The organism is Enterococcus raffinosus, from assembly GCF_018917525.1.
GTDB classification, from domain to species: domain Bacteria; phylum Bacillota; class Bacilli; order Lactobacillales; family Enterococcaceae; genus Enterococcus_A; species Enterococcus_A raffinosus_A.
In genome coordinates, this window is record NZ_JAHLOS010000003.1 from 151,305 (window position 1) to 173,229 (window position 21,925).

Annotated in this window: 23 protein-coding genes and 2 other annotated features; of the genes, 21 read left to right on the plus strand and 2 right to left on the minus strand. The window is 41.1% G+C overall.

Annotated features, from left to right (window positions below; genetic code table 11):
- The first annotated feature begins 28 nt into the window (after positions 1-28).
- The 7 genes from KQI58_RS03790 (at position 29) to KQI58_RS03820 (ending at position 6,899) form a co-directional block, all read left to right on the plus strand.
- Positions 29-607 carry a TetR/AcrR family transcriptional regulator gene (locus tag KQI58_RS03790; protein ID WP_216406588.1) on the plus strand — a complete coding sequence of 193 codons (579 nt, stop codon included), beginning with the start codon at positions 29-31 and terminating at the stop codon, positions 605-607.
- Positions 608-749: 142 nt separating this feature from the next.
- Complete coding sequence (locus KQI58_RS03795) at positions 750-2,090, plus strand: aldehyde dehydrogenase family protein (RefSeq protein ID WP_216406590.1); 1,341 nt, start codon at positions 750-752, stop codon at positions 2,088-2,090.
- 9 nt (positions 2,091-2,099) lie between these two features.
- Positions 2,100-2,990: a phosphate acyltransferase gene (locus KQI58_RS03800; protein WP_216406592.1), complete on the plus strand. Its 891-nt coding sequence runs from the start codon at positions 2,100-2,102 to the stop codon at positions 2,988-2,990.
- 5 nt (positions 2,991-2,995) lie between these two features.
- Positions 2,996-4,066: a butyrate kinase gene (gene buk / locus KQI58_RS03805; RefSeq protein WP_216406594.1), complete on the plus strand. Its 1,071-nt coding sequence runs from the start codon at positions 2,996-2,998 to the stop codon at positions 4,064-4,066.
- A gap of 55 nt (positions 4,067-4,121) precedes the next feature.
- Complete coding sequence (locus KQI58_RS03810) at positions 4,122-5,240, plus strand: NAD(P)-dependent alcohol dehydrogenase (protein WP_216406596.1); 1,119 nt, start codon at positions 4,122-4,124, stop codon at positions 5,238-5,240.
- 14 nt (positions 5,241-5,254) lie between these two features.
- Positions 5,255-5,929 (plus strand): Mpv17/PMP22 family protein, encoded by a 675-nt coding sequence (locus KQI58_RS03815; protein WP_216406598.1) that lies wholly within the window; start codon positions 5,255-5,257, stop codon positions 5,927-5,929.
- A 133-nt stretch (positions 5,930-6,062) separates the two neighbouring features.
- The gene (locus KQI58_RS03820; protein WP_216406600.1) at positions 6,063-6,899 is read left to right on the plus strand and encodes a GNAT family N-acetyltransferase; all 837 of its coding nucleotides are present in this window, start codon (positions 6,063-6,065) and stop codon (positions 6,897-6,899) included.
- A gap of 44 nt (positions 6,900-6,943) precedes the next feature.
- On the opposite strand, the gene KQI58_RS03825 is transcribed toward KQI58_RS03820, so the two are convergent.
- Positions 6,944-7,378 carry an OsmC family protein gene (locus KQI58_RS03825; RefSeq protein WP_216406602.1) on the minus strand — a complete coding sequence of 145 codons (435 nt, stop codon included), beginning with the start codon at positions 7,376-7,378 and terminating at the stop codon, positions 6,944-6,946.
- A gap of 172 nt (positions 7,379-7,550) precedes the next feature.
- On the opposite strand from KQI58_RS03825, the gene KQI58_RS03830 reads away from it, so the two are divergent.
- From KQI58_RS03830 to KQI58_RS03845, 4 genes are all read left to right on the plus strand, one after another.
- Positions 7,551-8,408, plus strand: coding sequence for a formate/nitrite transporter family protein (locus KQI58_RS03830; protein WP_216406604.1), 858 nt, complete (start codon positions 7,551-7,553; stop codon positions 8,406-8,408).
- A gap of 96 nt (positions 8,409-8,504) precedes the next feature.
- A complete protein-coding gene (locus KQI58_RS03835; RefSeq protein ID WP_216406605.1) occupies positions 8,505-9,218 on the plus strand; it encodes a nitroreductase family protein in 714 nt (237 codons plus the stop codon).
- A 78-nt stretch (positions 9,219-9,296) separates the two neighbouring features.
- Positions 9,297-9,980 carry a helix-turn-helix domain-containing protein gene (locus KQI58_RS03840; protein WP_216406607.1) on the plus strand — a complete coding sequence of 228 codons (684 nt, stop codon included), beginning with the start codon at positions 9,297-9,299 and terminating at the stop codon, positions 9,978-9,980.
- A gap of 32 nt (positions 9,981-10,012) precedes the next feature.
- Positions 10,013-10,879: an IS3 family transposase gene (locus KQI58_RS03845; RefSeq protein WP_367397915.1), complete on the plus strand. Its 867-nt coding sequence runs from the start codon at positions 10,013-10,015 to the stop codon at positions 10,877-10,879.
- 227 nt (positions 10,880-11,106) lie between these two features.
- On the opposite strand, the gene KQI58_RS03850 is transcribed toward KQI58_RS03845, so the two are convergent.
- Positions 11,107-12,075 carry a YncE family protein gene (locus KQI58_RS03850; protein ID WP_216406609.1) on the minus strand — a complete coding sequence of 323 codons (969 nt, stop codon included), beginning with the start codon at positions 12,073-12,075 and terminating at the stop codon, positions 11,107-11,109.
- A 130-nt stretch (positions 12,076-12,205) separates the two neighbouring features.
- Positions 12,206-12,436 (plus strand) — a binding site (T-box leader).
- An 80-nt stretch (positions 12,437-12,516) separates the two neighbouring features.
- Positions 12,517-12,743, plus strand: a binding site (T-box leader).
- Positions 12,744-12,925: 182 nt separating this feature from the next.
- Between KQI58_RS03850 and trpE the strand changes: the two genes are divergently transcribed.
- The 10 genes from trpE to KQI58_RS03895 all read left to right on the plus strand — a co-directional run bounded on the left by trpE (position 12,926) and on the right by KQI58_RS03895 (position 21,707).
- Positions 12,926-14,275 carry an anthranilate synthase component I gene (gene trpE / locus KQI58_RS03855; RefSeq protein ID WP_216406611.1) on the plus strand — a complete coding sequence of 450 codons (1,350 nt, stop codon included), beginning with the start codon at positions 12,926-12,928 and terminating at the stop codon, positions 14,273-14,275.
- Positions 14,272-14,802 carry an anthranilate synthase component II gene (locus KQI58_RS03860; RefSeq protein ID WP_216406613.1) on the plus strand — a complete coding sequence of 177 codons (531 nt, stop codon included), beginning with the start codon at positions 14,272-14,274 and terminating at the stop codon, positions 14,800-14,802. The genes trpE and KQI58_RS03860 overlap by 4 nt, the downstream gene beginning before the upstream one ends.
- Positions 14,803-15,816: an anthranilate phosphoribosyltransferase gene (trpD, locus tag KQI58_RS03865; protein ID WP_216406615.1), complete on the plus strand. Its 1,014-nt coding sequence runs from the start codon at positions 14,803-14,805 to the stop codon at positions 15,814-15,816.
- The gene (gene trpC, locus KQI58_RS03870; RefSeq protein WP_216406617.1) at positions 15,817-16,575 is read left to right on the plus strand and encodes an indole-3-glycerol phosphate synthase TrpC; all 759 of its coding nucleotides are present in this window, start codon (positions 15,817-15,819) and stop codon (positions 16,573-16,575) included.
- Positions 16,572-16,940 carry a phosphoribosylanthranilate isomerase gene (locus tag KQI58_RS23265; protein ID WP_437177485.1) on the plus strand — a complete coding sequence of 123 codons (369 nt, stop codon included), beginning with the start codon at positions 16,572-16,574 and terminating at the stop codon, positions 16,938-16,940. The genes trpC and KQI58_RS23265 overlap by 4 nt, the downstream gene beginning before the upstream one ends.
- Positions 16,940-17,185: a phosphoribosylanthranilate isomerase gene (locus KQI58_RS23270; protein WP_437177487.1), complete on the plus strand. Its 246-nt coding sequence runs from the start codon at positions 16,940-16,942 to the stop codon at positions 17,183-17,185. Before KQI58_RS23265 ends, KQI58_RS23270 begins: the two co-directional genes overlap by 1 nt.
- A 27-nt stretch (positions 17,186-17,212) precedes the next feature.
- Positions 17,213-18,406 carry a tryptophan synthase subunit beta gene (gene trpB, locus KQI58_RS03880; RefSeq protein ID WP_216406619.1) on the plus strand — a complete coding sequence of 398 codons (1,194 nt, stop codon included), beginning with the start codon at positions 17,213-17,215 and terminating at the stop codon, positions 18,404-18,406.
- Entirely contained in the window at positions 18,403-19,158 is a 756-nt protein-coding gene (gene trpA / locus KQI58_RS03885; protein WP_216406621.1) for a tryptophan synthase subunit alpha, read from the plus strand. The genes trpB and trpA overlap by 4 nt, the downstream gene beginning before the upstream one ends.
- Before the next feature lie 70 nt (positions 19,159-19,228).
- The gene (locus tag KQI58_RS03890) at positions 19,229-20,635 is read left to right on the plus strand and encodes a C69 family dipeptidase (RefSeq protein WP_216406623.1); all 1,407 of its coding nucleotides are present in this window, start codon (positions 19,229-19,231) and stop codon (positions 20,633-20,635) included.
- Positions 20,636-20,804: 169 nt separating this feature from the next.
- Entirely contained in the window at positions 20,805-21,707 is a 903-nt protein-coding gene (locus tag KQI58_RS03895) for a diacylglycerol/lipid kinase family protein (RefSeq protein ID WP_216406624.1), read from the plus strand.
- Positions 21,708-21,925: the final 218 nt, after the last annotated feature.

Genomic DNA, 21,925 nt, shown 5'->3' on the forward strand with positions numbered 1-21,925 from the left:
TTGTTTTTTTAAAACAGGAGAGATGACAATGAAACGGAAGCAAGACAGTTTATTAACGAAGCAGCGATTACTGGAAACCGCGTTTCAAAATTTTTATGAGGTTGGCTTTGAAAATGCTTCTTTGGATAAAATATCAAAGGATGCGAATGTTAGTCGTGGTGCTGCATATTGGCATTTTAAAAATAAATCAGAAATTTTTGGTGAAGTTGTCTTAATGACAATTGAAAAAATCAAGTCTGAAAAACGAGAGATTATGTTAGATGAAGAGATGAGCTTTCAAGAGAAAGTCGTGCAAATATTGGTAGTTCCGTCACAAAACCAGATGGGCTTCAAGTTTATGCAGCAATCTTTAAAGACATTAGAGGTCTATCCAGAATTCACCAAATTGCTTGAAACTTTTCGTGAAACGCGAGCTCGATTGTATAACTTCTTTCTAACTGGATTAAAAAAGGAAGGCTTCGAGGAGAGGGATGCGATGGCTGTTTCCAGTATGCTTTATAATTATTTCGAAGGAATGTATGGTTCAGGAACTCCTGATGAAGTTACAAAAAATTACACGTCTGAAGCCATTAGACGCAGTATTTCGATTATTTTTAAAAACGCTTAAAAAAAAGGGGAACTTGTTTGCAGCAGCATTTTGCAAGCAAGTTCTTTTTTTCACGAATTTGACAGCGCTTTCATACCCTGTGTATATTGAGACTGTAAGAAACATACACTCGTGTATGTAAAAATGAAAGGGGCTTAAGGAAATGGCAATCGAGGAAATGGTACAAAGAGCACGTGTCGCAATGGAGGAAATTGATGGATACAATCAAGCAGAGGTAGATAAGATGCTTCATGCAATTTCAAAAGCAGTTTTTGAACAAGCGGAACCATTAGCGAAGTTAGCGATTGAAGAAACAGGATTGGGACGATTGGATCATAAAATCGGGAAAAATCAGGGAATGGCAACGAATATTTTTGCTAGTTTAAAAAATAAGGCTTCTGTTGGGGTGATTCGAGAAATTCCTGAAGAAGGTTTAATAGAGATCGCGCACCCGAGAGGCGTAATTGGTTCGGTAACGCCAACAACCAATCCAACAATTACCCCTTTAGGCAACGGCTTGATGGCGCTAAAAGGAAAAAATGCCATGATCGTATCGCCACACCCTCGTTCGAAAAAGACCACGAAAGAAACTATTGAATTGATGCGGGAAGCACTTGTTAGTGTGGGAGCACCTAGAGATTTACTACAGGTGATCGAAGAGCCAAGTATCGAATTATCGCAAGAATTAATGAAATCAGTTGATTTGATTGTTGCAACAGGTGGTCCTGGCTTAGTGAAATCAGCTTATTCCAGTGGGCATCCTGCTTATGGTGTAGGACCAGGAAATGTGCAGGCGATTTTGGATCGTGATTTTGATGTGGAAGTAGCCGCGGAACTTTCAGTTATTGGTCGTTCCTTTGATAACGGGATTGTTTGTGCTTGTCAGCAAAGCTTAATTTATCCGCAAGAAAAAGAAGCCGAAGTTCTTGATGCATTACGTGAAAAACAAGCGGCTGTCTTTACTGAGAAAGCGGATTTGACGAAACTGCGTAATACTTTATTCATTGATGGTAAAGCCAATCCAGCAATGATTGGGCAAGATCCGCTCGTGATTGCTAAAGCGGCAGGCATCGAAATTCCTGAAGGTAGTCAGATTATCGCAGTGAAAGTCGATGCAGTTGGCAGCGAAGAATTGTTCTGTAAGGAAAAAATGGCGCCGGTACTAGCGTTGAAAAGTTACGATGACTTTGAAGAAGGAGTGGCTTTCGCACAGGAAAATCTTTTATTAGAAGGCTCCGGACATTCAGCGGGCCTATTCAGCCATAGCAAAGAACATCAACTTTACGCAGGAGAAGTATTGCCAGTCAGTCGCTTAGTGGTTAACCAACCGACGATTGATGCTGGTGGATCTCCAGCAAACGGTCTGAATCCAACTGTTTCACTTGGCTGTGGGTCATGGGGAAACAATATAATTTCTGAGAACTTAACTTATACACATTTGATTAATATTTCGCGAATCGCGATGCCGATCACGCCAAAACACGACGGAAAACCTTGGGATTAGGTGATGTTCATGCGAAAATTTGAAGAATTACTCGCAAATTTTACTAGTAATCAAAGGATTAGGATCGGGGTAGTTTGTGCCAATGATGAAGTTACAATCCAGTCGGTTTTTAATGAAAAGGTCAAAGAGTATCTCGAACCGATCTTGATTGGTAATGAGGCCAAGATCAGGACCATTTTAGCGAAGCATGATTTTTCAGCACAAATTATCTCCGCGGAAACGGAAGAAGAGTGTGCAGCGATTGGTGTGAAGATGGTCAAAAATAATGAAATCGATTTTCTGATGAAGGGGCACATTCAAACAAGGACATTTTTGAAGGCGGTAGTTGATCGTGAAAAGGGAATTGCCACTAGCAAGTTGTTGAGTCATGTAGCTCTAAATGAGATCCCCACCTATCATAAACTACTGCTGACAACAGACGGCGGAATGGTAACTGCGCCTAGTAAGGAAGACAAAAAAATTCTGATTCAACATGGGATCGAAGTGATGAATAAGATTGGTGTTGTTAAACCAAAAGTCGGATTGCTAGCCGCGGCGGAAAAGGTCAATCCGAAAATTGCTTCTAGCTTAGAGGCAGAAGAGATTATGCAGGAGCTTCAGCGGCAGGAGCCCGATAGTTGTTGGATAGATGGCCCAATCTCGTTAGATCTTTCGTTAAGTAAGGAAGTAGCCAAAATCAAACACTACGAAAGTCCTGTCGCAGGTGATGTGGACATCGTAGTAGGTCCTGATATCACTACCATGAATGTCTTAGGCAAAAGCTTAACGATCTTAGCCGGGGCGAAAATGGCTGGGTTGATCATGGGTGCCAGCGTACCAATTGTGATGGTGTCACGCGGATCAACAGAAGAAGAAAAAGTCTATTCGATTTTAGTCGCGATGTATTGCAGCAAGAGGTGAAGCAGATGAAAATTTTAGCAATTAATCCTGGATCGACATCAACCAAGGTTTCTTATTATGTGGATGGAGAGATTGTCAAAGAACAAGGAATCTCGCATTCAACAGAAGAATTGCGGAAATTTCAAAATGTCGTAGATCAAATGGAATTTCGCCGGGATATTTTACTGGCATTCATGAAAAAAGAGGGAATCGATCCTAAGGAATTAGACGCTGTAGCTGGTCGAGGAGGAAGTCTTCCCCCTGTTTCATCCGGTGCCTACGAAGTAAATGACGACATGATCAATTATTTGAAGAACGTCACACAAATTGAACATCCCTCAAATTTGGGGGCGATTTTGGCCTATGAAATTAAAGAGCAGGGCAGTGAAAAAACCATCGCGCTGATTTACGATCCAGTATCAGTAGATGAGTTTGAAGAAGTAGCTCGTATCTCCGGCTTAAACGGGATAGAACGAAAAAGTATTGGTCACGCATTGAACATGCGGGCAGTGGCTATGAAAGTAGCACGTGAGGAAGGGTTTGATTATCACCATTCAACATTGATCGTCGCTCATTTAGGAGGCGGAAATACAATCAGTATTCATCATAACGGCAAAATGATTGATTTAATCTCTGATGATGAAGGGCCATTCTCAACGGAGCGTACGGGTGGTTTACCGTTGAAATATTTAATGCCGCTGTGCTATGAGCATAGCTTAAAAGAAATGCTGCGACTTTATAAACGAGAAGGCGGGTTGAAATCATATGCTGGAACCAGCAATGCAATAGAAATTGAAGAACGTATTCTGGCTGGAGATGAAGAACTGAAAATCGTTTATGATGGCTATATTTATCAGATTGCAAAAGGTATTGGGAGTTTAGCGACTGTCACCAATGGTGCGGTTGATCGGATTGCTTTGACCGGTGGGGTGGCTTATTCAAAGGTCGTCGTAACGGAATTAAAAAAAAGAGTCGGTTTTATTGCGCCAATTATAGCAGTACCAGGTGAGCATGAAATGATCGCTTTATCTAAAGGCGCAGAGCGCGTTGTACTAGGAGAAGAAGAGCTGAAGAAGTTTGTTGATCCAACAGACTAAACTAGAAAAAAATTAACTAAACAATTATTTTTTTAATAAGAAAGGGGCAACACGAATGAAAATCAAAGCGGCATTAGTAAAGGAAAAAGGGGCGCCATACGAAATTACGGAATTGGAGTTAGCAGAAGTAGGTTCAAAGGATGTATTGGTGAAAATTGTCGCCTCTGGATTGTGTCGTTCAGATTATGGTGAAAGAAATGGGAACAGTATCAATTTCCCAAACGTTTTGGGTCATGAGGGCGCCGGGATCGTTGAAAAAGTCGGCAGCGCGGTGACTTCCGTGGCGCCGGGGGATCATGTGATTTTATCTTACGCTTATTGCGGTGAATGTAAACATTGTGTCGAAGGTCATCCGTCTTCTTGTGAGAAATGGTTTACAGTTAACAACCTTGGAAAGAATCCGCGGGGAGAATTTATTCTGCACACCGAAGATGGTACGGAGGTCAACAATTTCTTTAATCAATCTTCCTTTTCTACGTATAGTTTGACGGAAGAATCAAATGTTGTAAAAGTGGATAAGGATGTTGACTTACGTCTGCTTGGTCCATTAGGCTGCGGTCTTGGTACAGGAAGTGGTGCGGTCTTGAGTGTCTTGCAGCCAAAAGTAGGCGAAGGGATTGCTGTTTTTGGCACTGGTGCGGTTGGCTTTTCCGCAGTTATGGCCGCAACGATCGCCGGCTGCTATCCGATCGTTGCGATTGATATCAACGATCAACGTCTAGAAAAAGCGAAGGAGTTAGGCGCCAGTCACATTTTTAACAGCAAAGAAGACGATCCAGAGAAATTCATTATGGATCTAACGGATGGTCAGGGCTTGGATTATGTGATTGATTCGACCGGTGTTGGACCTGTCATGACGAAGGCCCTTCATTCAGTAAGCAATTCAGGAACCTTCGTACCGTTAGCAGTGACTCAGAAAAAATTCGAAGTAAACACCTTCTTTGATTTAGTTTTTGGAAACAAAAAAGTTCGCGGTGTTTTGATTGGCGATACTATCGCAAAATATCATTTGCCAAACTTAATCGAGTTCTACAAGCGCGGGGAGTTTCCATTTGATCAATTTATCAAATACTATGATTTTGAAAACATCAATCAAGCCGAAGCAGATTCTATCAGCGGAGAAGTCATTAAAGCAGTCGTTGTGATGGATAAAGATTATCAGCCGCCTAAATGATTGGAGGAAATCAAATGAAAAGAGGGGACATTGTTTGGGGGCTTTTGCTGGCAGGTTTGTTAATGCTTTTTGTTATCCCTGCTACTAGAGATTCTATCTTGGCAGCAAGCTCTGCCCACCCTTATATTGGAGGCTTCATTCAATTTGCGATTTTGGCGACGATGGGTGATCTCTTTGGAAAGCGGATTGCTTCTGGTGACTATCAGTTTTCAGCTCAAGTTCCTCTGCGAGCAGTTGTATGGGGGATTATTGGTTGTATGGTGACGCTAGTTTTTCCAGTATTCATGGGAGGTGCTGGTTTAGCACAGGCTGGAAAACTGCTGCCTTTTGCTGGTGTTTCACTGGCACAAGCTTTTTTTGGAAGCAGTATTATGAATCTTACCTTTGCACCAGCGATGAATACTTTTCATCGAATTATGGAGCTATGGATTGAAACAGCAGCCGCTAAAGAACCAGTGAGTTTGAAGAGATTGATTGGCAAAATTGATTGGACAGCTTTTGTAACTTTCAATTGGCTGAAAGTTGGCATTTGTTTCTGGATTCCAGTCCACACGATCGTATTTTTACTACCAGAGAATATTCGAGTTGTCGTGGCGGCATTTAGTTCGATCGCGTTAGGGATTATCCTTTCATTTGCTTCTAAAAAAGGTAGTAGTCCAGCAAAAATATCTGAAAAAGAAGCTGTTTGATTCTAATTATGAAAAGCTGTCTCGCTTTGTGAGGCAGCTTTTTCTCATGCTAAGAAACTCCTCATTTAAATTTATATAAAACGGTTCCATGATATGCTGGATTTAATCGAATGATCAAGAAAGGGGTAATAAGATGTATGAAATCAAGGATTTATCAGAGGTTGAGTTTTCCCGAATCGCTGTCTGTATGCGGGAGGCATTTTCTGATTATTATGTGAAAATGGAACTAGGCGATGAAGCCCTCTATCATCGTTTTCAGAGTGAAAATGTTCGGTATGATTTGTCCTGCGGGGCTTTTTTTGAGGATGAGTTAGTGGCCGTTTTGTTGAATGCAGTTGGCGAATACAATGGGGAAAAGGTTGCTTTTGATGCTGCAACTGGTGTTGTTCCAGCGCATCGTCGCAAAGGATTGTATTCTCAGATGATGGACTTTTGTATGGAAATATTGAAACAGCATGACTTTGCTTATTATGGTCTGGAAGTGATTCAAAACAATAAACCGGCAGTTGCAACGTATCGTAAAATGGGCTTGGAGATTATTAAAGAGTATGCTTGTTTTCGGGGAAATGCAAAAGAATCAATGAAGGGAACTGAGGATTTTCAAGATTTACCTATCACTGAGTTTCCGCTAGAGTCATTAGAACCTCTGAGACATGATGCCCCTTCTTTTGAAAATCGAACAGAGATTCTACAGGCTTTTTCAGATGATTATCAGATTATGTATACTGGCACTGAGAAAGAATGCAATGCCTTTATTATTTACCAAAGGGATAATGGCCATGTAAAGCAGTGGGGCAGACGTGAGGGGAAACTTTCAGAGTTGGGCGAGTTGATGGTTAATTTGAGTGGACGTTATCGCAACATTCACCTGCATAATATTAATTTTACCGATCAATTGTGGATCAAAAAAATGGAGGAGTTAGGTTTTAATCATTTTTGTGATCAATTTGAAATGAAGATGGACTGCTAAAAGGTTAAAGAGGCTGTGACAAGACTTTTGTCACAGCCCCTTTTCTATGGATTGATATGCAGCTCCATCTCTGGGGCATTGACGATGGTGTCTTTAACAGGGCAGGTCCGCTCAATAAAGGCCACTAAATCTCTGATTTCTTCATCAGTATTATCAGCGTCAATGTAATAATTCGTGATGATTTTTGAAAAACCTACCTTTACATCTGGTTTTCCCTTTAGCCGATCAGAGTCAATCTCTCCTAAGATTTCTACACGCATTGAATTCAGCTTAAACTGTTTCGCTTGATAAAAGAAACGAACCACCATCATTTTACAAGCGCCTAAGGAACAGAGTAGCGCCTCAAGCGGATTCATCGCTTCATTAGTGCCGCCAACATTTTCTGGTTCATCAATAATGAATTCAAAGCCACGAGCTGTACATTTCAGCTGTAGACCGCCTAAAGATTCTACTTCTGCCTTCAAAATTTGTTTAACCATCCATTTCCCTCCCAATCTGTTACTTTAATCATACGATTTTTGGTCGAAAAATTAAATAACTTGTGCAATTTTTCTCAATATTTCATTTTTTTACAAGTTTTCATTGAAAATAGTATGGAAATCTTGTATGATACCTGTACATTATGGCTTTTGCCAAGAAGGAAGGAACCCTATGAAATCGGATTTATTTATGGAAATTGAGGAAACACCTGTGACTGAAAGCGAAAAGCATGTGAAAACCAATTCAGGTTTAATGTCTCAGCTGGAGTATTCGATCAGTAAAAAAATTGATTTGTTTAATTCGAGTTTGCCTCGTTATGCAGTACGTTCAATGTTCGCTTGTTTATTTTTAGCGTTAGGAACAGCTATTGCTTTTTATATCGCCATTCGCATGCAGGAAGCAATTCCCGGCTTGGAAAAAATGGCTTATGCGTTTATGTTTAGTTGGTCGCTAGTCATGATCTTATTCATGAATGCAGAATTAGGAACTTCAAATATGTTATATACTACAATCGGTGTCTATAAAAAGAAAATGTCGGTATCATTTGCCATCAAGTTATTATTCACCTGTATTTTATTCAATCTGATTGGCGGAGTATTGTGCGGATATTTACTATCCTTGACTGCACCGTTTGGTCACCTAGAAGCAGATAATTATATGTTTACTGGAATCGCTTCGAAGCTGACAAAATCAACAAGTCAAATTCTAGTTGAGGGAATGTTTGCTAATATCGTTGTAAATACTGCTGTGCTAGTCAGCTTACGGATGAAGGACGATGCAGCAAAAGTAATGGCGATTATTTTTATCATCTTTATTTTTGCCTTCTTAGGCTTTGAGCACGTTATCGCTAACTTCCCAGCTTTTTCTTTAGCGTATTTTGCTTCTCATGGCACGATCGCTGAAATGACCGCAGGAAATGTCGCTCATAACTTGTTCTTCACCTTGATTGGAAACTTCATTGGTGGTGGATTGGTGATGGGACTAGGTTATGCGTGGCTGAATAAAACCGATTCAAAATATGTTGACTAAAAAACGTTAGGGAGCAATCCCTGACGTTTTTTCTTGCGATTGGTAGCTGATGCACCTATAGTTAAATTAAGTATTCTAGTTTAGGAGGTTTATTGTATGGATTTGTATTCAAGTATTTTTACTCGAAAGTCAACTCGTAACTTTCATATGGCGCCGCTCTCCGATAATACACTCACAGAAATAAAGGACTTTATCGAAACAGTCCAACCACTTTTGCCTAATGCTGAGATCACTTATAAGCTTGTCGGTCCTGAAGGCGTTAAAGGAATTGGAACGCCAAAAGCGCCGCACTATCTTTTGATTTATGGCAAGGAACAGCCTTTAAGAGATACCTGTGCTGGCTTTCTTTTTCAGCATGTCGATCTATTCCTATTTTCTAAAGGTTATGCATCTCGTTGGGTTGGAATGATGAAACCAGCGGAACCAGATGAAGATTATATTATCGGACTGGCTTTCGGTGAACCGGCTGAACCAAGTAGTAGAACAGTGAAGGATTTTGATCGAAAGGTTCTGAAAGAGATATCCGAGGGGAAGGATTCGAGAATCGAAGCTGCACGTTTAGCACCTTCTGGTTTGAACGGACAACCGTGGTATTTCATCGCAAATAATGGAGCCATTTATGTTTATCGAAAGAAAAAAATCAACGGACTTCCTGGAATGATGTACAAGCTGACGGAATTAGACATTGGTATCGCCCTTTGTCATTTGGCAGTTGCGACTGAGCATAGCGGAAAGCCATTTGAATTTGTAAACAGTAAGGGTGCGCCGGCTGCACCAGATGGCCATCATTATGTAGGAACTGTGAAATAAAAAAGTCCTCAAACACGTTGATACGCTACCCTTAACTAGGACAAAGAAATAATGAAGTCCTAGTTAGGGGTATTTATTATGGGTAAAAGAAAAATGAAGCTTAGTGTTGAAGAACGAGTTGGTGTTGTAGAAAAGGTTCTTAATAGAGAAGTTGGATTAAGGCAAGCAAGTAAAGAAGTTGGTGTTGACCAGACTACTATTTTGAACTGGTGCGCTCTTTATGAAAATGAAGGACCTACTGGATTACTCCCTACCAAAAGGAATAAGTGCTACTCCAAAGAATTGAAACTTGAAGCTGTACTTGATTATCTGAATGGTACAGATGGTTTAAGAACAGTCGCTAAAAGATATGGCTTAAGAAATAGAACACAACTTCGAGACTGGATTAAGAGATATACTACTCATGGAGACTTCAAATCAGAAAGTGGTGGAAGTAAAGTGAGTCAAACAAAAAAATTCAGTTTAGAAGAACGTGTAGAAATGGTCCTCTATTGCATTGCCAACAACTATGATTACAGTGGAACTGCTGTCAAATACCAAGTGAAATATACCAATCTCTACAATTGGGTAAAGCGGTATGAAGAAAACGGCAAAGCTGGTTTAGAAGATCGTCGCGGACAAAGAAAAGCCAAACAAGAAAGTCGGACGCCAGAAGAAGAAGCACAAATCAGAATCGCTCAACTTGAAGAACAAGTAAAATACCAACAGATGGAAATTGATCTATTAAAAAAAGTAAAGGAATTAGAAAGGAGGGATCGCTAGGACAGGTCAGAAAAATAGTCGCTTACGAAGCCATTAAACAGCTTCACGAAGAAAAAGGCTATGCGATTCTTCCAATGTGCAAAATCATGAACGTCACTCGTTCTGCGTATCTTCATTGGATCAAGCATCCGTATAGTGAACGAGCGTTAGAAAATATGGCGTTAGCCAAAGTCATACGAACCATCCATGATGCGCTTCCCGAAACCGGTTACCGCAGTATTAACAATATCCTATATCGAGAACACGATATCCATGTCAATGATAAACGCGTGTTGCGTATCTGTCGACATGAAGGGATTCAGTCAACCATCAAGCATTCTGCCAACAGTATTACAAAACGAGCAGATCAACCGTACCACACTGCTGAAAACATCTTGGATCGTAAGTTTACTGCCGAAGCACCGAATCAAAAATGGCTGACTGATGTGACAGAATTTAAGTATTATGAAGGACCAGAAATCCATAAAGTGTATTTAAGTGCCATCTTAGATCTCTATGATCGTCGAATTGTTTCTTATGTCATTAGCGATACCAATGACTTGAATATTGCCTTTGATACCTTCGATCAAGCAATCGAAGCAGAACCAGAGGCGCACCCACTCTTTCATAGTGATCGTGGATTCCAATACACGCATCAGAACTTTTATAAAAGAATCAATGAAGCTGGAATGACCCAAAGCATGTCTCGTGTTGGAAAATGTATCGATAATGGTCCGATGGAAGGTTTTTGGGGAATGATTAAACGAGAAAAGTATTACGGCAAGAAATTTACGAGTCGTACAGAGTTAGTCACAATGATCGAGAATTATATGGACTATTACAACAATGGACGGTATCAACGAAAATTGCATGTATTGACGCCTATGGAATATCATCATTTATATTATGAAGCAGCCTAATCACTCATGCTTTTCAAACGCAAAACAATTTTCGTTTTGTATTTGAAAAGCATGCCAACCAAGTGGTAGCACGGTAGTTATTGCTTTAAAAAAAAACTACTCTCGAAAGATGAAAGAGTAGTTCTAAAAATCATTCATTATTTCATTGTCCTATTGACGGGTAGCCCACCACGTATGGGTTTGAGGACTTTTTTGCGAACTAGCCATCCTATCCTATTTGAAACGGTTTATTTAGACGTTTTCTCTAACAGCTTCATCAAATCTACTTGTAATACATCTTTCATCACATAAGGAGTTTTTTTATTGTAAGCCGCAGCGCCACTTTCGAATAGAGCAAAAAGCTGACCGCCTTTAACATAAATCTGTTCTAAGTAGGGTGGTGTTTCGATAATTTTTATTGCTTCTTCAGAATTAGAAAAATCAATTGTATTCTCAATATCGAAAACAAAGATTTTTCCTGGTTGTTTTCCCCAAGATTGAGACAGCAATAACAAATTTTTGTATATACTCACTCCTTGAATTTTTTGCGGAATCGTCAAGGTGTCAAAAGGGGACTTCACCAACGAATCGCCCTCGTCTCTTTTCAGATCACCATTTTCATTGATTGGGTAACAGCAGAATTTTCCGGGCTCATTTAAAGAAAAAAGAGCAACATATAGATAGCCCTGATCGTATGTCAAAGCGGAAGCGCGAGGTAACTCTTTTAAAGCGATTTTTTGCTGATAAGCAACCATTATTGGGTCTTTTGTATATTTTTCAATATCCGAAAGACGGATTGCCGCAATCGCTGCGTGTTTTTCCGCAGTATTACTAATCCAGATTTTTCGATGAAACGGGTCATAGGCTAAGCCGCCAGCATGTGGTGAATCAGGAAGAATGACCGTTTTGATTCTGACCCCGGTAATACGATCCAAGACGTAAATAATAGAATGATGCTGATGTGTGTGACAATAGGCAGAGATTAACAAATAATCCTCTGTCAAAGTTAAGCCTTGCGGTGTCATCGATGTGCAATGTTCTTTTTCATTTCTTAAGTTCAAAGAGCTCGCCTTTTTTAATCCTGGAACGGGAAAACTTGATTCAGTAGCTGCATTGAAAAACTCAGGAAAGGCTTGCCAAATGCTTTTATGATTGTAAAATGAACCTGTTAAAAAATGGCGTAACCAAATAATTAATTTAAAAAGATTATTTTTCATCGATTTCGCCTCCAATGTCTCTATTTTAGCAATTTATCTTCCTTACGAACAGTCAAAGAAATTCAGATAAATCGATTTTTTTACCAAAAAATGTTGACATGTTGAAAAAAAACGGGTAATATTCAAAAAAATAAGAGTCATACAAAAGAGAAATAACATAAATGAGCCTTTTCAGAGAGCTGATGGTGCTGCGAATCAGTAGGGATGAATTATGCGAATGGACTTTTGGACGAAGCTTTGAAACCTAGTAGGAGCTTCCGGGAACTCCCGATACAGAGTAAGGTCGTTGTTGGACGACTGAATGAGAAATGCCTTGTTTGGCATACCATTGAGGTGGCACCGTGGATTAACCGCCCTCAAACCAAGTTTATTTGGTTTGAGGGCTTTTTTTGTTCGAAAGGAACAAAACATTGGTTACGACAGGATTTTTTTAGAAAATCAAAAAAATCGTCTTTAAGAGAAGTAGCTAGGATAGAAAAAATCACAGAAAGTTTCGGCTGATGAGAAGAAACATTTTTTCCCTAGTGAATGGACTTATTGGAGCGTTCTTGAACCATAGTAGGGAACGACGGGAACTCCCGTTACAGAGTACGATCGTTGTTGGACGATTAGAGTTGCTGTTTGCGAACAGTAAAAAGAGGTGGTACCGTGCTACTTGCGCCCTCAAACCAGAGTTTATTTTGGTTTGGGGGCTTTTTGTGTTTTTTAGTAGCGCTGTGAAACTCTATGTAGGAAGAAAATCATTTCATCTTTTATGGTTTTGAAAAAAATGAAATGATAAACCAAACAAGCTTAAATCCCCAAAGGCTAAGCAATCCATCATTAAAAATTACCCTTAAGGAGTCAGACAATGAGAAAAACGAAAGAATTATTCGAAAAACATTTAACCCCAGTGACGATTTATTACTACTTGAAAAATCACGGAACCTGTTTATTTGAACGAAGGTCTGAAGCTCAGGATTATGCAATCATCGCTTTTGATCCAGTGAAGCATTTGATTTTTCAAAATGGATCATTTCACAACGGTCATGAGAGCTACCCTTGCGACGATCCGCTGAAGGAATTAGAAAACTACGTATTTGTAGATGAAGAAGAACAAGAAGGCTTGATTTTTCAAGGTGGGGCTTTAGGGTATGTCGGGTATGATGTGGCCGCTTGTTACGAAGCTATCGGAGAGATTCCAAAGGATCAACTAGGAGTTCCGGATATGCAATTTTACCTATATGAGTCTTATGTGATCTTTGATAAGCAAAAGCAAATCACCACCTTAGTCGTTGGAAATAGCTATAGCAAAGATACAGAAGTACAAGTGGACAGACGAATGGCAGATTTAGAGCAGAAACTTCTTCAGGAAACCCAGCTGCCAGATTTAGAAATGAGCTCCTTGCATTTTACGAGTAATTTCTCTCAAGTAGAGTTTGAAGCAATCGTAAAACAGGCGAAGAAACGCATTGTAGAAGGTGATTTATTCCAAGTCGTCCCATCACAACGCTTGTCAGCGAAATTTACGACTGATCCTTTTAGTTATTATCGCCAGCTGAGGCAAAGCAATCCCTCCGCCTATCTCTATTATCTTGATTTCCCTGATGTTCAAGTAATTGGGAGTTCACCAGAAAGTTTAGTGACTGTCGAAGCTGAGCTGGTTACGACAAACCCGATCGCAGGAACTAGAAAAAGGGGCGTAAATCAAGAAGAAGACGAAGCATTGGCCAAAGAGTTGCGAACTGATCCAAAAGAAATCGCGGAGCATCGCATGCTGGTAGATCTTGGTAGAAATGACTTAGGAAAGGTTGCTGTTCGTGGATCAGTAATCGTACCGACATACTTAACGATCGAGCGTTATCGATTTGTGATGCATCTTGTATCAGTAGTGACTGCCAAACTAAAACCGGAACACACAGCGATGGATGCCTTAAAAGCAACTTTACCAGCTGGAACAGTCAGCGGTGCGCCGAAGATCCGAGCGATGACTCGCATTTATCAATGGGAAACAGTCAAACGTTCGATTTATGCCGGAGCAGTTGGCTTTCTTGGCATGAACGATCAGGCCGATTTTGCGATCGCGATCCGTACAATGGTCGTGAAGGACAAGCAGGCCCACGTACAGGCCGGAGCCGGAATTGTATATGATTCTGAACCGACCAGCGAGTATTTTGAAACCTTGCAAAAAGCCAAAGCATTGATGGAGGTGGGACGATGATTTTACTAGTCGATAACTATGATTCATTTACCTATAACTTGGTTCAGTTGTTACCAGAGAATATCAAGATTTTACGAAACGATGATCCAGAGTTATTTGCCGTAGCGGAAAAAGCCTCCACAATCGTCCTTTCTCCGGGACCAGGCAGGCCGGCAGAAGCCGGGATGATCGAAATGCTGATTCGTCGATTTTATCGCAGAAAACCGATTTTAGGCATTTGCCTGGGGCATCAAGCGATCGGCGAAGTTTTCGGAGGAAGAATTATCAGTGTACCGACGATCATGCACGGTAAGCAGTCGCGCCTGCAAAGACAGTCTGAAAGGCAGGTCATGCGCTATCATTCGCTGATGATCGATCCTGAGCGGATTCCTCAGGATTTAGAAGTTACAGATGAAGCAGAAGGTTGTATTATAGCGATTCGTCACAAACGTTATCCGGTGTTCGGGCTGCAGTTCCATCCTGAATCTATCGGAACAGAGGACGGCACCAGTTACCTTAATCAATTTTTACAGAAAGCAGGGATATAAATGCAAGAGTTATTTGAAAAAGTCTATCGTGGTAACGATTTAACTACTAGTGAGATGAAGCAGATCGGAAAGGCGATCTTTGAACAACAATTAACAGACAGTCAAATTAGCGCCTTATTAGTTGGGCTGAAGATTAAAGGTGTCGCGGCAGCTGAATTGACCGGCTTAGCACAGGTGATGCAGGGAAAAGGCACACCGATGCTGACGGCACCAGTCGGGGTTATGGACAATTGCGGTACGGGCGGGGATCATTCTCACAGCTTCAATATTAGTACTACTGCGGCATTTGTGTTAGCTGGCGGCGGAATTCCTATGGCGAAACATGGTAACCGCAGTATTTCCAGCAAATCTGGCAGTGCCGATATTTTAGAAGCTTTAGGGATTACATTAACTGTTAGTCCGGAAAAAATTGATTATTTGTTGAAAGAAGCAGGTATCGCCTTTTTGTTCGCTCCAAATTTGCATCCAGCGATGGGCGCGGTGATGCATATTCGTAAAGAATTAGCGACACCGACAATTTTTAATCTGCTAGGACCAATTATCAATCCTTACCCATTAGATCATCAGCTGATGGGCACTTATGCTGGCGATTCTATCGTTGAAACTGCTAAAACATTGGGGCAATTAGGGCGCGAACGAGCAATCGTTGTTCATGGACATGGCGGCATGGACGAAGCCAACCTAGCCGGGACAACTCACTGCGCTATCTATCAAAATGGTGCAGTCGAAGAGTTTTCTTTTGATCCTGAAGAGGCCGGCTTCAAACGCGTGCCACTAGCAGGTATCGTTGGCGGCTCCGCTGAGAAAAACAAAGATATTTTACTTTCTGTTTTACGAGGTATCCCGTCTGCCCACTATGAAACGGTACTTTTGAATGCAGGATTAGGATTTCTAGCTAGCGGACGAGTAAAGACATTGACCGATGGAGTCGCCGAAGCCGAACAATCGATTCTTTCCGGAGCGGCTTATGATCGATTGCAGCAACTTATCACAAAACAACAGGAGGTGGCATAGTTGGATTTTTTGACCAGAATTTTATTAGAAAAAGAAAAAGAGGTAGAGAACTTGACAGCTGTTCAAGCGGTAAAAACTAAAGTACGACCTTCTTTTTATCATATTGTCAAAGAGCAGCCAGAGAAAATGCATGTGATCGGCGAGATTAAACGGGCCTCTCCCTCAAAAGGAGTGATTAATAAGAATGTAGATATCTTACAGCAGGCAAGAAGTTACGAAAAGGCTGGCGTTAGTGCCATTTCAGTCTTAACCGATCCAGTTTTCTTTAAAGGTCGCATCAATGATTTGGCTGCAGTTGCCCAAGTAGTGGAGGTTCCTATTTTATGTAAGGATTTTATCATTGATGAACGACAGCTTGATCGGGCGAAGCAAGCCGGAGCTAGTATTGTACTGCTGATTGTTGCAGCACTCTCTGTTGTAAGATTATCAGAGCTCTATCAAGAAGCAAAAAAACGTGGGTTGGAAGTTTTGGTGGAGGTTCATGACGAAGATGAAATGAAACAGGCACAAGCAATCGGCGCCAAAATCATCGGTGTTAACAATCGTAACCTAAAGACCTTCAATGTATCCTTACAAACTAGTCTTAAATTAGCTCAACCAGAAGGGGAGAGAATCTACATCAGCGAATCCGGGTTTAAGACCGCTGAGGATGTTGAAAAGGTTAAGCATTCTTATCATGGGGTGCTGGTAGGAGAAACATTGATGAGGTCAAAGGACCCGGCGACCAAAGTGGCTGAATTGCAGGTGAGCAGAAAATGACAATGATCAAAATTTGCGGATTGAAAAATCGTCGGACAATTGAGGCGGCAGTGTTGGCCGGAGCAACTTACCTAGGGTTTGTCTTTGCAGAGAGTCCACGACAGATGGTCCCAGAGGAAGTGCGCAAACTGACGAGTGATCTACCAGAGGGGATAAAAAAAGTCGGTGTCTTTGTCTCACCAAAACAGAACGAGGTAGAAGAAACCGCAGATATCGCTGGTTTAGACTTGATCCAAATTCATGGTAAGAAGAATCTAACCAAGCTTTCACGTCCAATCATTCGCGCCTTCAATATCAAAGATCAGGAATCTTTTACTTCTATCAATACCCGCATCTTTTATTGGATGCACCACCTGGCAAGCTGATGGGTGGTAATGGTCAAACGTTTGACTGGCACTTAGTCGATCAACGCCATCTACCTAAAGATAAACTTTGGTTGGCTGGGGGCCTGACAACTGAGAATGTTGGCGAAGCAATCCAGTACTTCGAACCACGGGTAGTAGACGTTTCCAGCGGTGTTGAAACGAACGGAGAAAAAGATATCGCAAAGATTCATGCCTTTTGCCAAGCGGTTAAGGCAATAGATAGACAAATGAAGCTACATAAATAAATATGCAATCAAAAAAGGAGCGATTATATGTATCAAGAGCCTAACAAAGCAGGTTTTTACGGAGAATACGGTGGGAAATTTGTCCCTGAGACATTGATGTACGCGATTCAAGAACTAGAGGAAACCTATGAAGCATCAAAAAATGACCCAGAATTTCAAAAAGAGCTGAACTACTATTTGAAACAATACGTAGGACGAGAAAACCCACTCTACTATGCAGAACGCTTAACGAAAAATTTGGGTGGCGCTAAGATTTATTTAAAACGAGAAGATTTGAATCACACAGGAGCACACAAGATTAATAATGCTTTAGGTCAAGTGCTGCTAGCTAAAAAAATGGGCAAACGTAAGGTTGTTGCTGAGACAGGGGCTGGTCAGCACGGTGTCGCAACAGCCACGGCTGCGGCATTATTTGGTATGGAATGTACGATTTTCATTGGTGAAGTCGATGTGAAGCGTCAAGCACTGAATGTTTTTCGCATGGAGCTGTTAGGTGCAAAAGTCGAAAGTGTGACCTCCGGCAGTAAGACCTTGAAGGATGCGGTAAATGAGGCGTTACGCTACTGGGTCGCTACAGTGGAGGATACTCACTATGTAATGGGGTCTGTTTTAGGTCCGCATCCATTTCCTGAGATCGTTCGTGATTATCAAAGTATTATTGGGATCGAAACACGTCGACAAATTCTGGAAGCTGAAGGTCGTCTGCCTGATTTAGTAATGGCTTGTGTTGGCGGCGGCAGTAATGCGATGGGCATGTTTTATCCGTTTATAGAGGACAAAGAGGTTCGATTAATGGGAGTGGAAGCCTCTGGGCATGGGTTGGATACGGAAGAACATGCGGCATCAATCAATAAAGGCAGTGTTGGTATTTTACATGGGGCGAAGATGCACCTGCTGCAAGATGACGATGGTCAAGTTTTAGAAGCCTTCTCGATTTCTGCCGGTTTAGACTATCCAGGTATTGGGCCAGAGCATTCTTTCTTACATGACATCGGCCGAGCAGAGTACGCGGCGATTAATGATGAGGAAGCAGTTGAGGCCTTCCATTATTTATCACGACTAGAAGGGATCATTCCAGCACTAGAAAGTTCTCATGCGTTGGCACAAGTCATGAAGGTGGCGCCGACGATGGATAAGGATCAAATTCTCATAATGAATCTCTCAGGACGCGGCGACAAGGATGTCCAACAAATCAAAGAACGAATGGAGGCAGCACAATGAAACCTTTGACGGAAACATTAAAAAGCAGAGCAGAAACAGAAAAATTATTTGTTCCATATATTATGGCAGGAGCTCAGGGATTAGATAAGCTAGAAGAAGAAATAGCAATGCTGGTAGATCAAGGAGCAGCCGCGATCGAATTAGGTGTACCATTTTCTGATCCAGTCGCTGATGGTCCGACGATTCAAGCTGCCGGATTACGGGCCTTTGCACAACAGGTGACGCTTAAGAAGCTGGTCGAAAAATTGCAGGAGATTCGTTCAGGTGCCCCGCTAATATTGATGGGCTATAGTAATTCTTTCTTTCATTATGGAATCAAGGAACTCGTGGAAGATTTAGATGGAACCGATGTCCAAGGGTTCATTATTCCTGACTTGCCTTATGAACATCGTGATTTGGTGCTTTCGGATTTGGGTGAAATGGCCTTGTTATCGTTAATATCCTTAACTAGTCCAACAGAACGGATTAAGGAATTAGTAGCGAATGCAGAAGGATTTATCTACGCCGTTACCGTCAATGGGATTACTGGAACAGATCAAGATTTTCGCAATGATCTAATGACGCATCTGGCGAAGGTCAAAACCTTCAGTAAGATTCCCGTCTTGGCTGGCTTTGGTATCTCAACGAAGGAGCATGTCAAAAACTTTCAGCAGGTCTGCGATGGAGTTGTTATCGGATCTAAAATCGTCAGCTCTCTAGAAAGACAAGGAACCGAAAAAACCGGAGAATTGCTGGCAGAAATTTTGCGATAAGATTTCATTTGGTGTTTAATTTTTTTAGCGTTATACTTGAGTTACCATGAAAAGGGAGAGTGTTTCAAGTATGACAAAAAGAGTAAAAGGTTCATGTACCACTGTACTAGTCGGAAAGAAAGCATCAATTGATGGCTCAACTATTATTTCAAGGAACGATGATGGGCATGAAGCATTAGACCCACAACGTTTTGTGGTAGTTCAACCAGAAGATCAACCAAGAAACTATCAAGCTGTAATCAGCGGCGTGAAAGTAGACTTGCCTGACAATCCATTACGCTACACGTCAATGCCTAATTCAATTTTAACTAATGGTATTTGGCCTGCGGCTGGGATTAACAGCGAAAACGTTGCGATGTCCGCAACGGAAACGATCACCACAAATCCACGAATCCAAGGACTTGATCCTTATGTCGAAGGCGGTATCGGCGAAGAAGATATCGTGACATTGGTTTTACCTTATATCCACAGCGCCAAAGAAGGCGTAGAACGTCTCGGTTCTTTATTGAAAGAATACGGAACCTACGAACCAAACGGTATTGCTTTTTCTGACAAGGACGAAGTATGGTGGTTAGAAACCATTGGCGGACATCATTGGGCAGCAGTTCGTATCCCAGACGATGCTTACGTAGTTGCGCCAAACCGCATGAATATTAATGATTTTGATTTTGACTCAGCTGATACACTTTGTTCAGATGATTTAAAAGCATTGATTGATGATAATCATTTAAATCCAGACTTTGAAGGCTATAACTTGCGTCATATTTTCGGCAGCTCTTCAATCAAGGATACGGTCTATAACAATCCGCGGGCTTGGTACGGTCAGAAATACTTCACTCCTGAAGTAGAACAAGACCCAATGGATCAAGATCTGCCATTCATTTGTCGAGCAAACCGCAAGATCACAATTGAAGACGTAAAATTCGTGTTAAGCTCTCACTTTGAAAATACCAAATACGATCCTTACGGTGACGGTACAGAAGCAGAAAAAACCTTGATCCGTCCAATCGGTATCAACCGGAACCATAATGTCCACATTTTACAAATTCGCAACAATGTTTCAGCTGAAATCGCTGGCGTTCATTGGTTAGCCTATGGTGCCAATACCTTTAACACGGTCGTACCATTCTATTCAAACGTTAACGACACACCTGCTTGCTACAAAGATGCGACAGGTACCTTTGATCTAAATAATATGTACTGGTTAAGCTGTGCGACTGCTCTCTTAGGTGATACGGATTATAATTTCTATGTGGATTTCCGTAATACTTTCGAATTAGAAGCAATGTCGGCTTATCGCGGTATCCAAAATGAAACGGATAAGGCGGTTGCTGATCAATCTGATGTACAAAAATTCTTGGAAGCTGCCAATGAAAAACTAGCAGACGAATCCTTGAAGCGTCAAACCAAATTATTTGGTGACATGGTCATCTCCGGCTCAGAACATATGAAATTACGTTACAATTTGAATGACTAAAAGAAATCCTCCGACGTCAATGGAGGATTTTTTTCTTTCCAGCAGCTTTTCATCACCTGTCCGCAAAGCGTCCTCAACCAATAAACGTTCTTTGCCTGTTATACTAAAGAAGAAATAGAAAAAGCGACGAAACATTTTTCCAGATAGATGAAAAGGGGAGCGTGTAACAATGAAAAAAGCAGTCTTAATTGTCAATCCCAGCTCTGGGAATGAGGAAGCAAAAGAATATGCCGGACAAGCACGAGAAAAATTAGAACAGTTTTTTGATGAGGTGGCTGTACAGGAAACAGAAAAAGAAGGCGATGCAACAGATTTTGCTCGCAAAGCGGCAGAGGAAAAAGTCGATAGTGTTTTTGCGATGGGCGGAGATGGAACAGTTAATGAAGCCATCAGTGGATTAGCTGAACAGGATTATCGCCCGAAATTTGGTTTTTTCCCATTAGGTACGGTCAATGATCTAGGACGTTCTTTGAAAATCCCGATGGATCCTAAAGAAGCCATTGATTCTTTCTCCATCGAACGTAAGACGTCTTTAGACATTGGAAAAATCAATGATGATTACTTTATGAATATTGTTTCCGTTGGAAGTATTCCTGAAGCCATCAGTGATGTTGATGTTGAAGAGAAGACTAAATTTGGTAAATTGGCTTATTTTGTGAATGGTGTCAAAGAAGTCTTTAATGATGAGAATTATCATTTTACTTTAGAAATAGACGGAGAAAAGACCGAGGTCGAAAGCAGTGCAGTTGTTATCGTGTTGACACGAACAATTGGCGGTTTTACACACATTGTTCCTGAAGCTAAGATTAATGACGGCCAGCTGTATCTGCTTTATCTGAAGGACCAAAGTATTACAGATCGATTGAAAAGTGTACCAGATATTATCAAGGGTGTTGATCAGGCGAGCGAGAATATCGGGTATACGCCATTTAAAGAGGGACGTTTGACAGTGAAGGAAGCAGTCGACTTACATCCGAGTGTTGATGGGGATGAAGGACCAGGACTGCCATTAAGCTTTAAAGTATTACCTCAGCATCTCGAAGTTTATTATGGGGCTGAAGAGGAAAGATAAGGGAAAAACCACCAGCGTTGGTGGTTTTTTCTCATTTAATAGGAAAGTTGAAAACACTATTTTGATGAGTGCTTTGTTTAAAACTCAAGTTTGTTTTGATGTTTTTAAGCAAAAATCGTCAAAATTTCACATTTAAATAGTTATTTTCCTTTTTACTCATTTTCCATGAATAAAAAGCGCTTAAGCTGAACATTTGGCAATTTATTTCTTAAGGATTA

What these genes read in the sequence shown, in the direction of transcription:
- KQI58_RS03790 (WP_216406588.1), top strand. Translation starts at nt 29, where the DNA reads ATGAAACGGAAGCAAGACAGTTTATTAACGAAGCAGCGATTACTGGAA.
- KQI58_RS03795 (WP_216406590.1), top strand. Translation starts at nt 750, where the DNA reads ATGGCAATCGAGGAAATGGTACAAAGAGCACGTGTCGCAATGGAGGAA.
- KQI58_RS03800 (WP_216406592.1), top strand. Translation starts at nt 2,100, where the DNA reads ATGCGAAAATTTGAAGAATTACTCGCAAATTTTACTAGTAATCAAAGG.
- buk (WP_216406594.1), top strand. Translation starts at nt 2,996, where the DNA reads ATGAAAATTTTAGCAATTAATCCTGGATCGACATCAACCAAGGTTTCT.
- KQI58_RS03810 (WP_216406596.1), top strand. Translation starts at nt 4,122, where the DNA reads ATGAAAATCAAAGCGGCATTAGTAAAGGAAAAAGGGGCGCCATACGAA.
- KQI58_RS03815 (WP_216406598.1), top strand. Translation starts at nt 5,255, where the DNA reads ATGAAAAGAGGGGACATTGTTTGGGGGCTTTTGCTGGCAGGTTTGTTA.
- KQI58_RS03820 (WP_216406600.1), top strand. Translation starts at nt 6,063, where the DNA reads ATGTATGAAATCAAGGATTTATCAGAGGTTGAGTTTTCCCGAATCGCT.
- KQI58_RS03825 (WP_216406602.1), bottom strand. Translation starts at nt 7,378, where the DNA reads ATGGTTAAACAAATTTTGAAGGCAGAAGTAGAATCTTTAGGCGGTCTA.
- KQI58_RS03830 (WP_216406604.1), top strand. Translation starts at nt 7,551, where the DNA reads ATGAAATCGGATTTATTTATGGAAATTGAGGAAACACCTGTGACTGAA.
- KQI58_RS03835 (WP_216406605.1), top strand. Translation starts at nt 8,505, where the DNA reads ATGGATTTGTATTCAAGTATTTTTACTCGAAAGTCAACTCGTAACTTT.
- KQI58_RS03840 (WP_216406607.1), top strand. Translation starts at nt 9,297, where the DNA reads ATGGGTAAAAGAAAAATGAAGCTTAGTGTTGAAGAACGAGTTGGTGTT.
- KQI58_RS03850 (WP_216406609.1), bottom strand. Translation starts at nt 12,075, where the DNA reads ATGAAAAATAATCTTTTTAAATTAATTATTTGGTTACGCCATTTTTTA.
- trpE (WP_216406611.1), top strand. Translation starts at nt 12,926, where the DNA reads ATGAGAAAAACGAAAGAATTATTCGAAAAACATTTAACCCCAGTGACG.
- KQI58_RS03860 (WP_216406613.1), top strand. Translation starts at nt 14,272, where the DNA reads ATGATTTTACTAGTCGATAACTATGATTCATTTACCTATAACTTGGTT.
- trpD (WP_216406615.1), top strand. Translation starts at nt 14,803, where the DNA reads ATGCAAGAGTTATTTGAAAAAGTCTATCGTGGTAACGATTTAACTACT.
- KQI58_RS23265 (WP_437177485.1), top strand. Translation starts at nt 16,572, where the DNA reads ATGACAATGATCAAAATTTGCGGATTGAAAAATCGTCGGACAATTGAG.
- KQI58_RS23270 (WP_437177487.1), top strand. Translation starts at nt 16,940, where the DNA reads ATGGGTGGTAATGGTCAAACGTTTGACTGGCACTTAGTCGATCAACGC.
- trpB (WP_216406619.1), top strand. Translation starts at nt 17,213, where the DNA reads ATGTATCAAGAGCCTAACAAAGCAGGTTTTTACGGAGAATACGGTGGG.
- trpA (WP_216406621.1), top strand. Translation starts at nt 18,403, where the DNA reads ATGAAACCTTTGACGGAAACATTAAAAAGCAGAGCAGAAACAGAAAAA.
- KQI58_RS03890 (WP_216406623.1), top strand. Translation starts at nt 19,229, where the DNA reads ATGACAAAAAGAGTAAAAGGTTCATGTACCACTGTACTAGTCGGAAAG.
- KQI58_RS03895 (WP_216406624.1), top strand. Translation starts at nt 20,805, where the DNA reads ATGAAAAAAGCAGTCTTAATTGTCAATCCCAGCTCTGGGAATGAGGAA.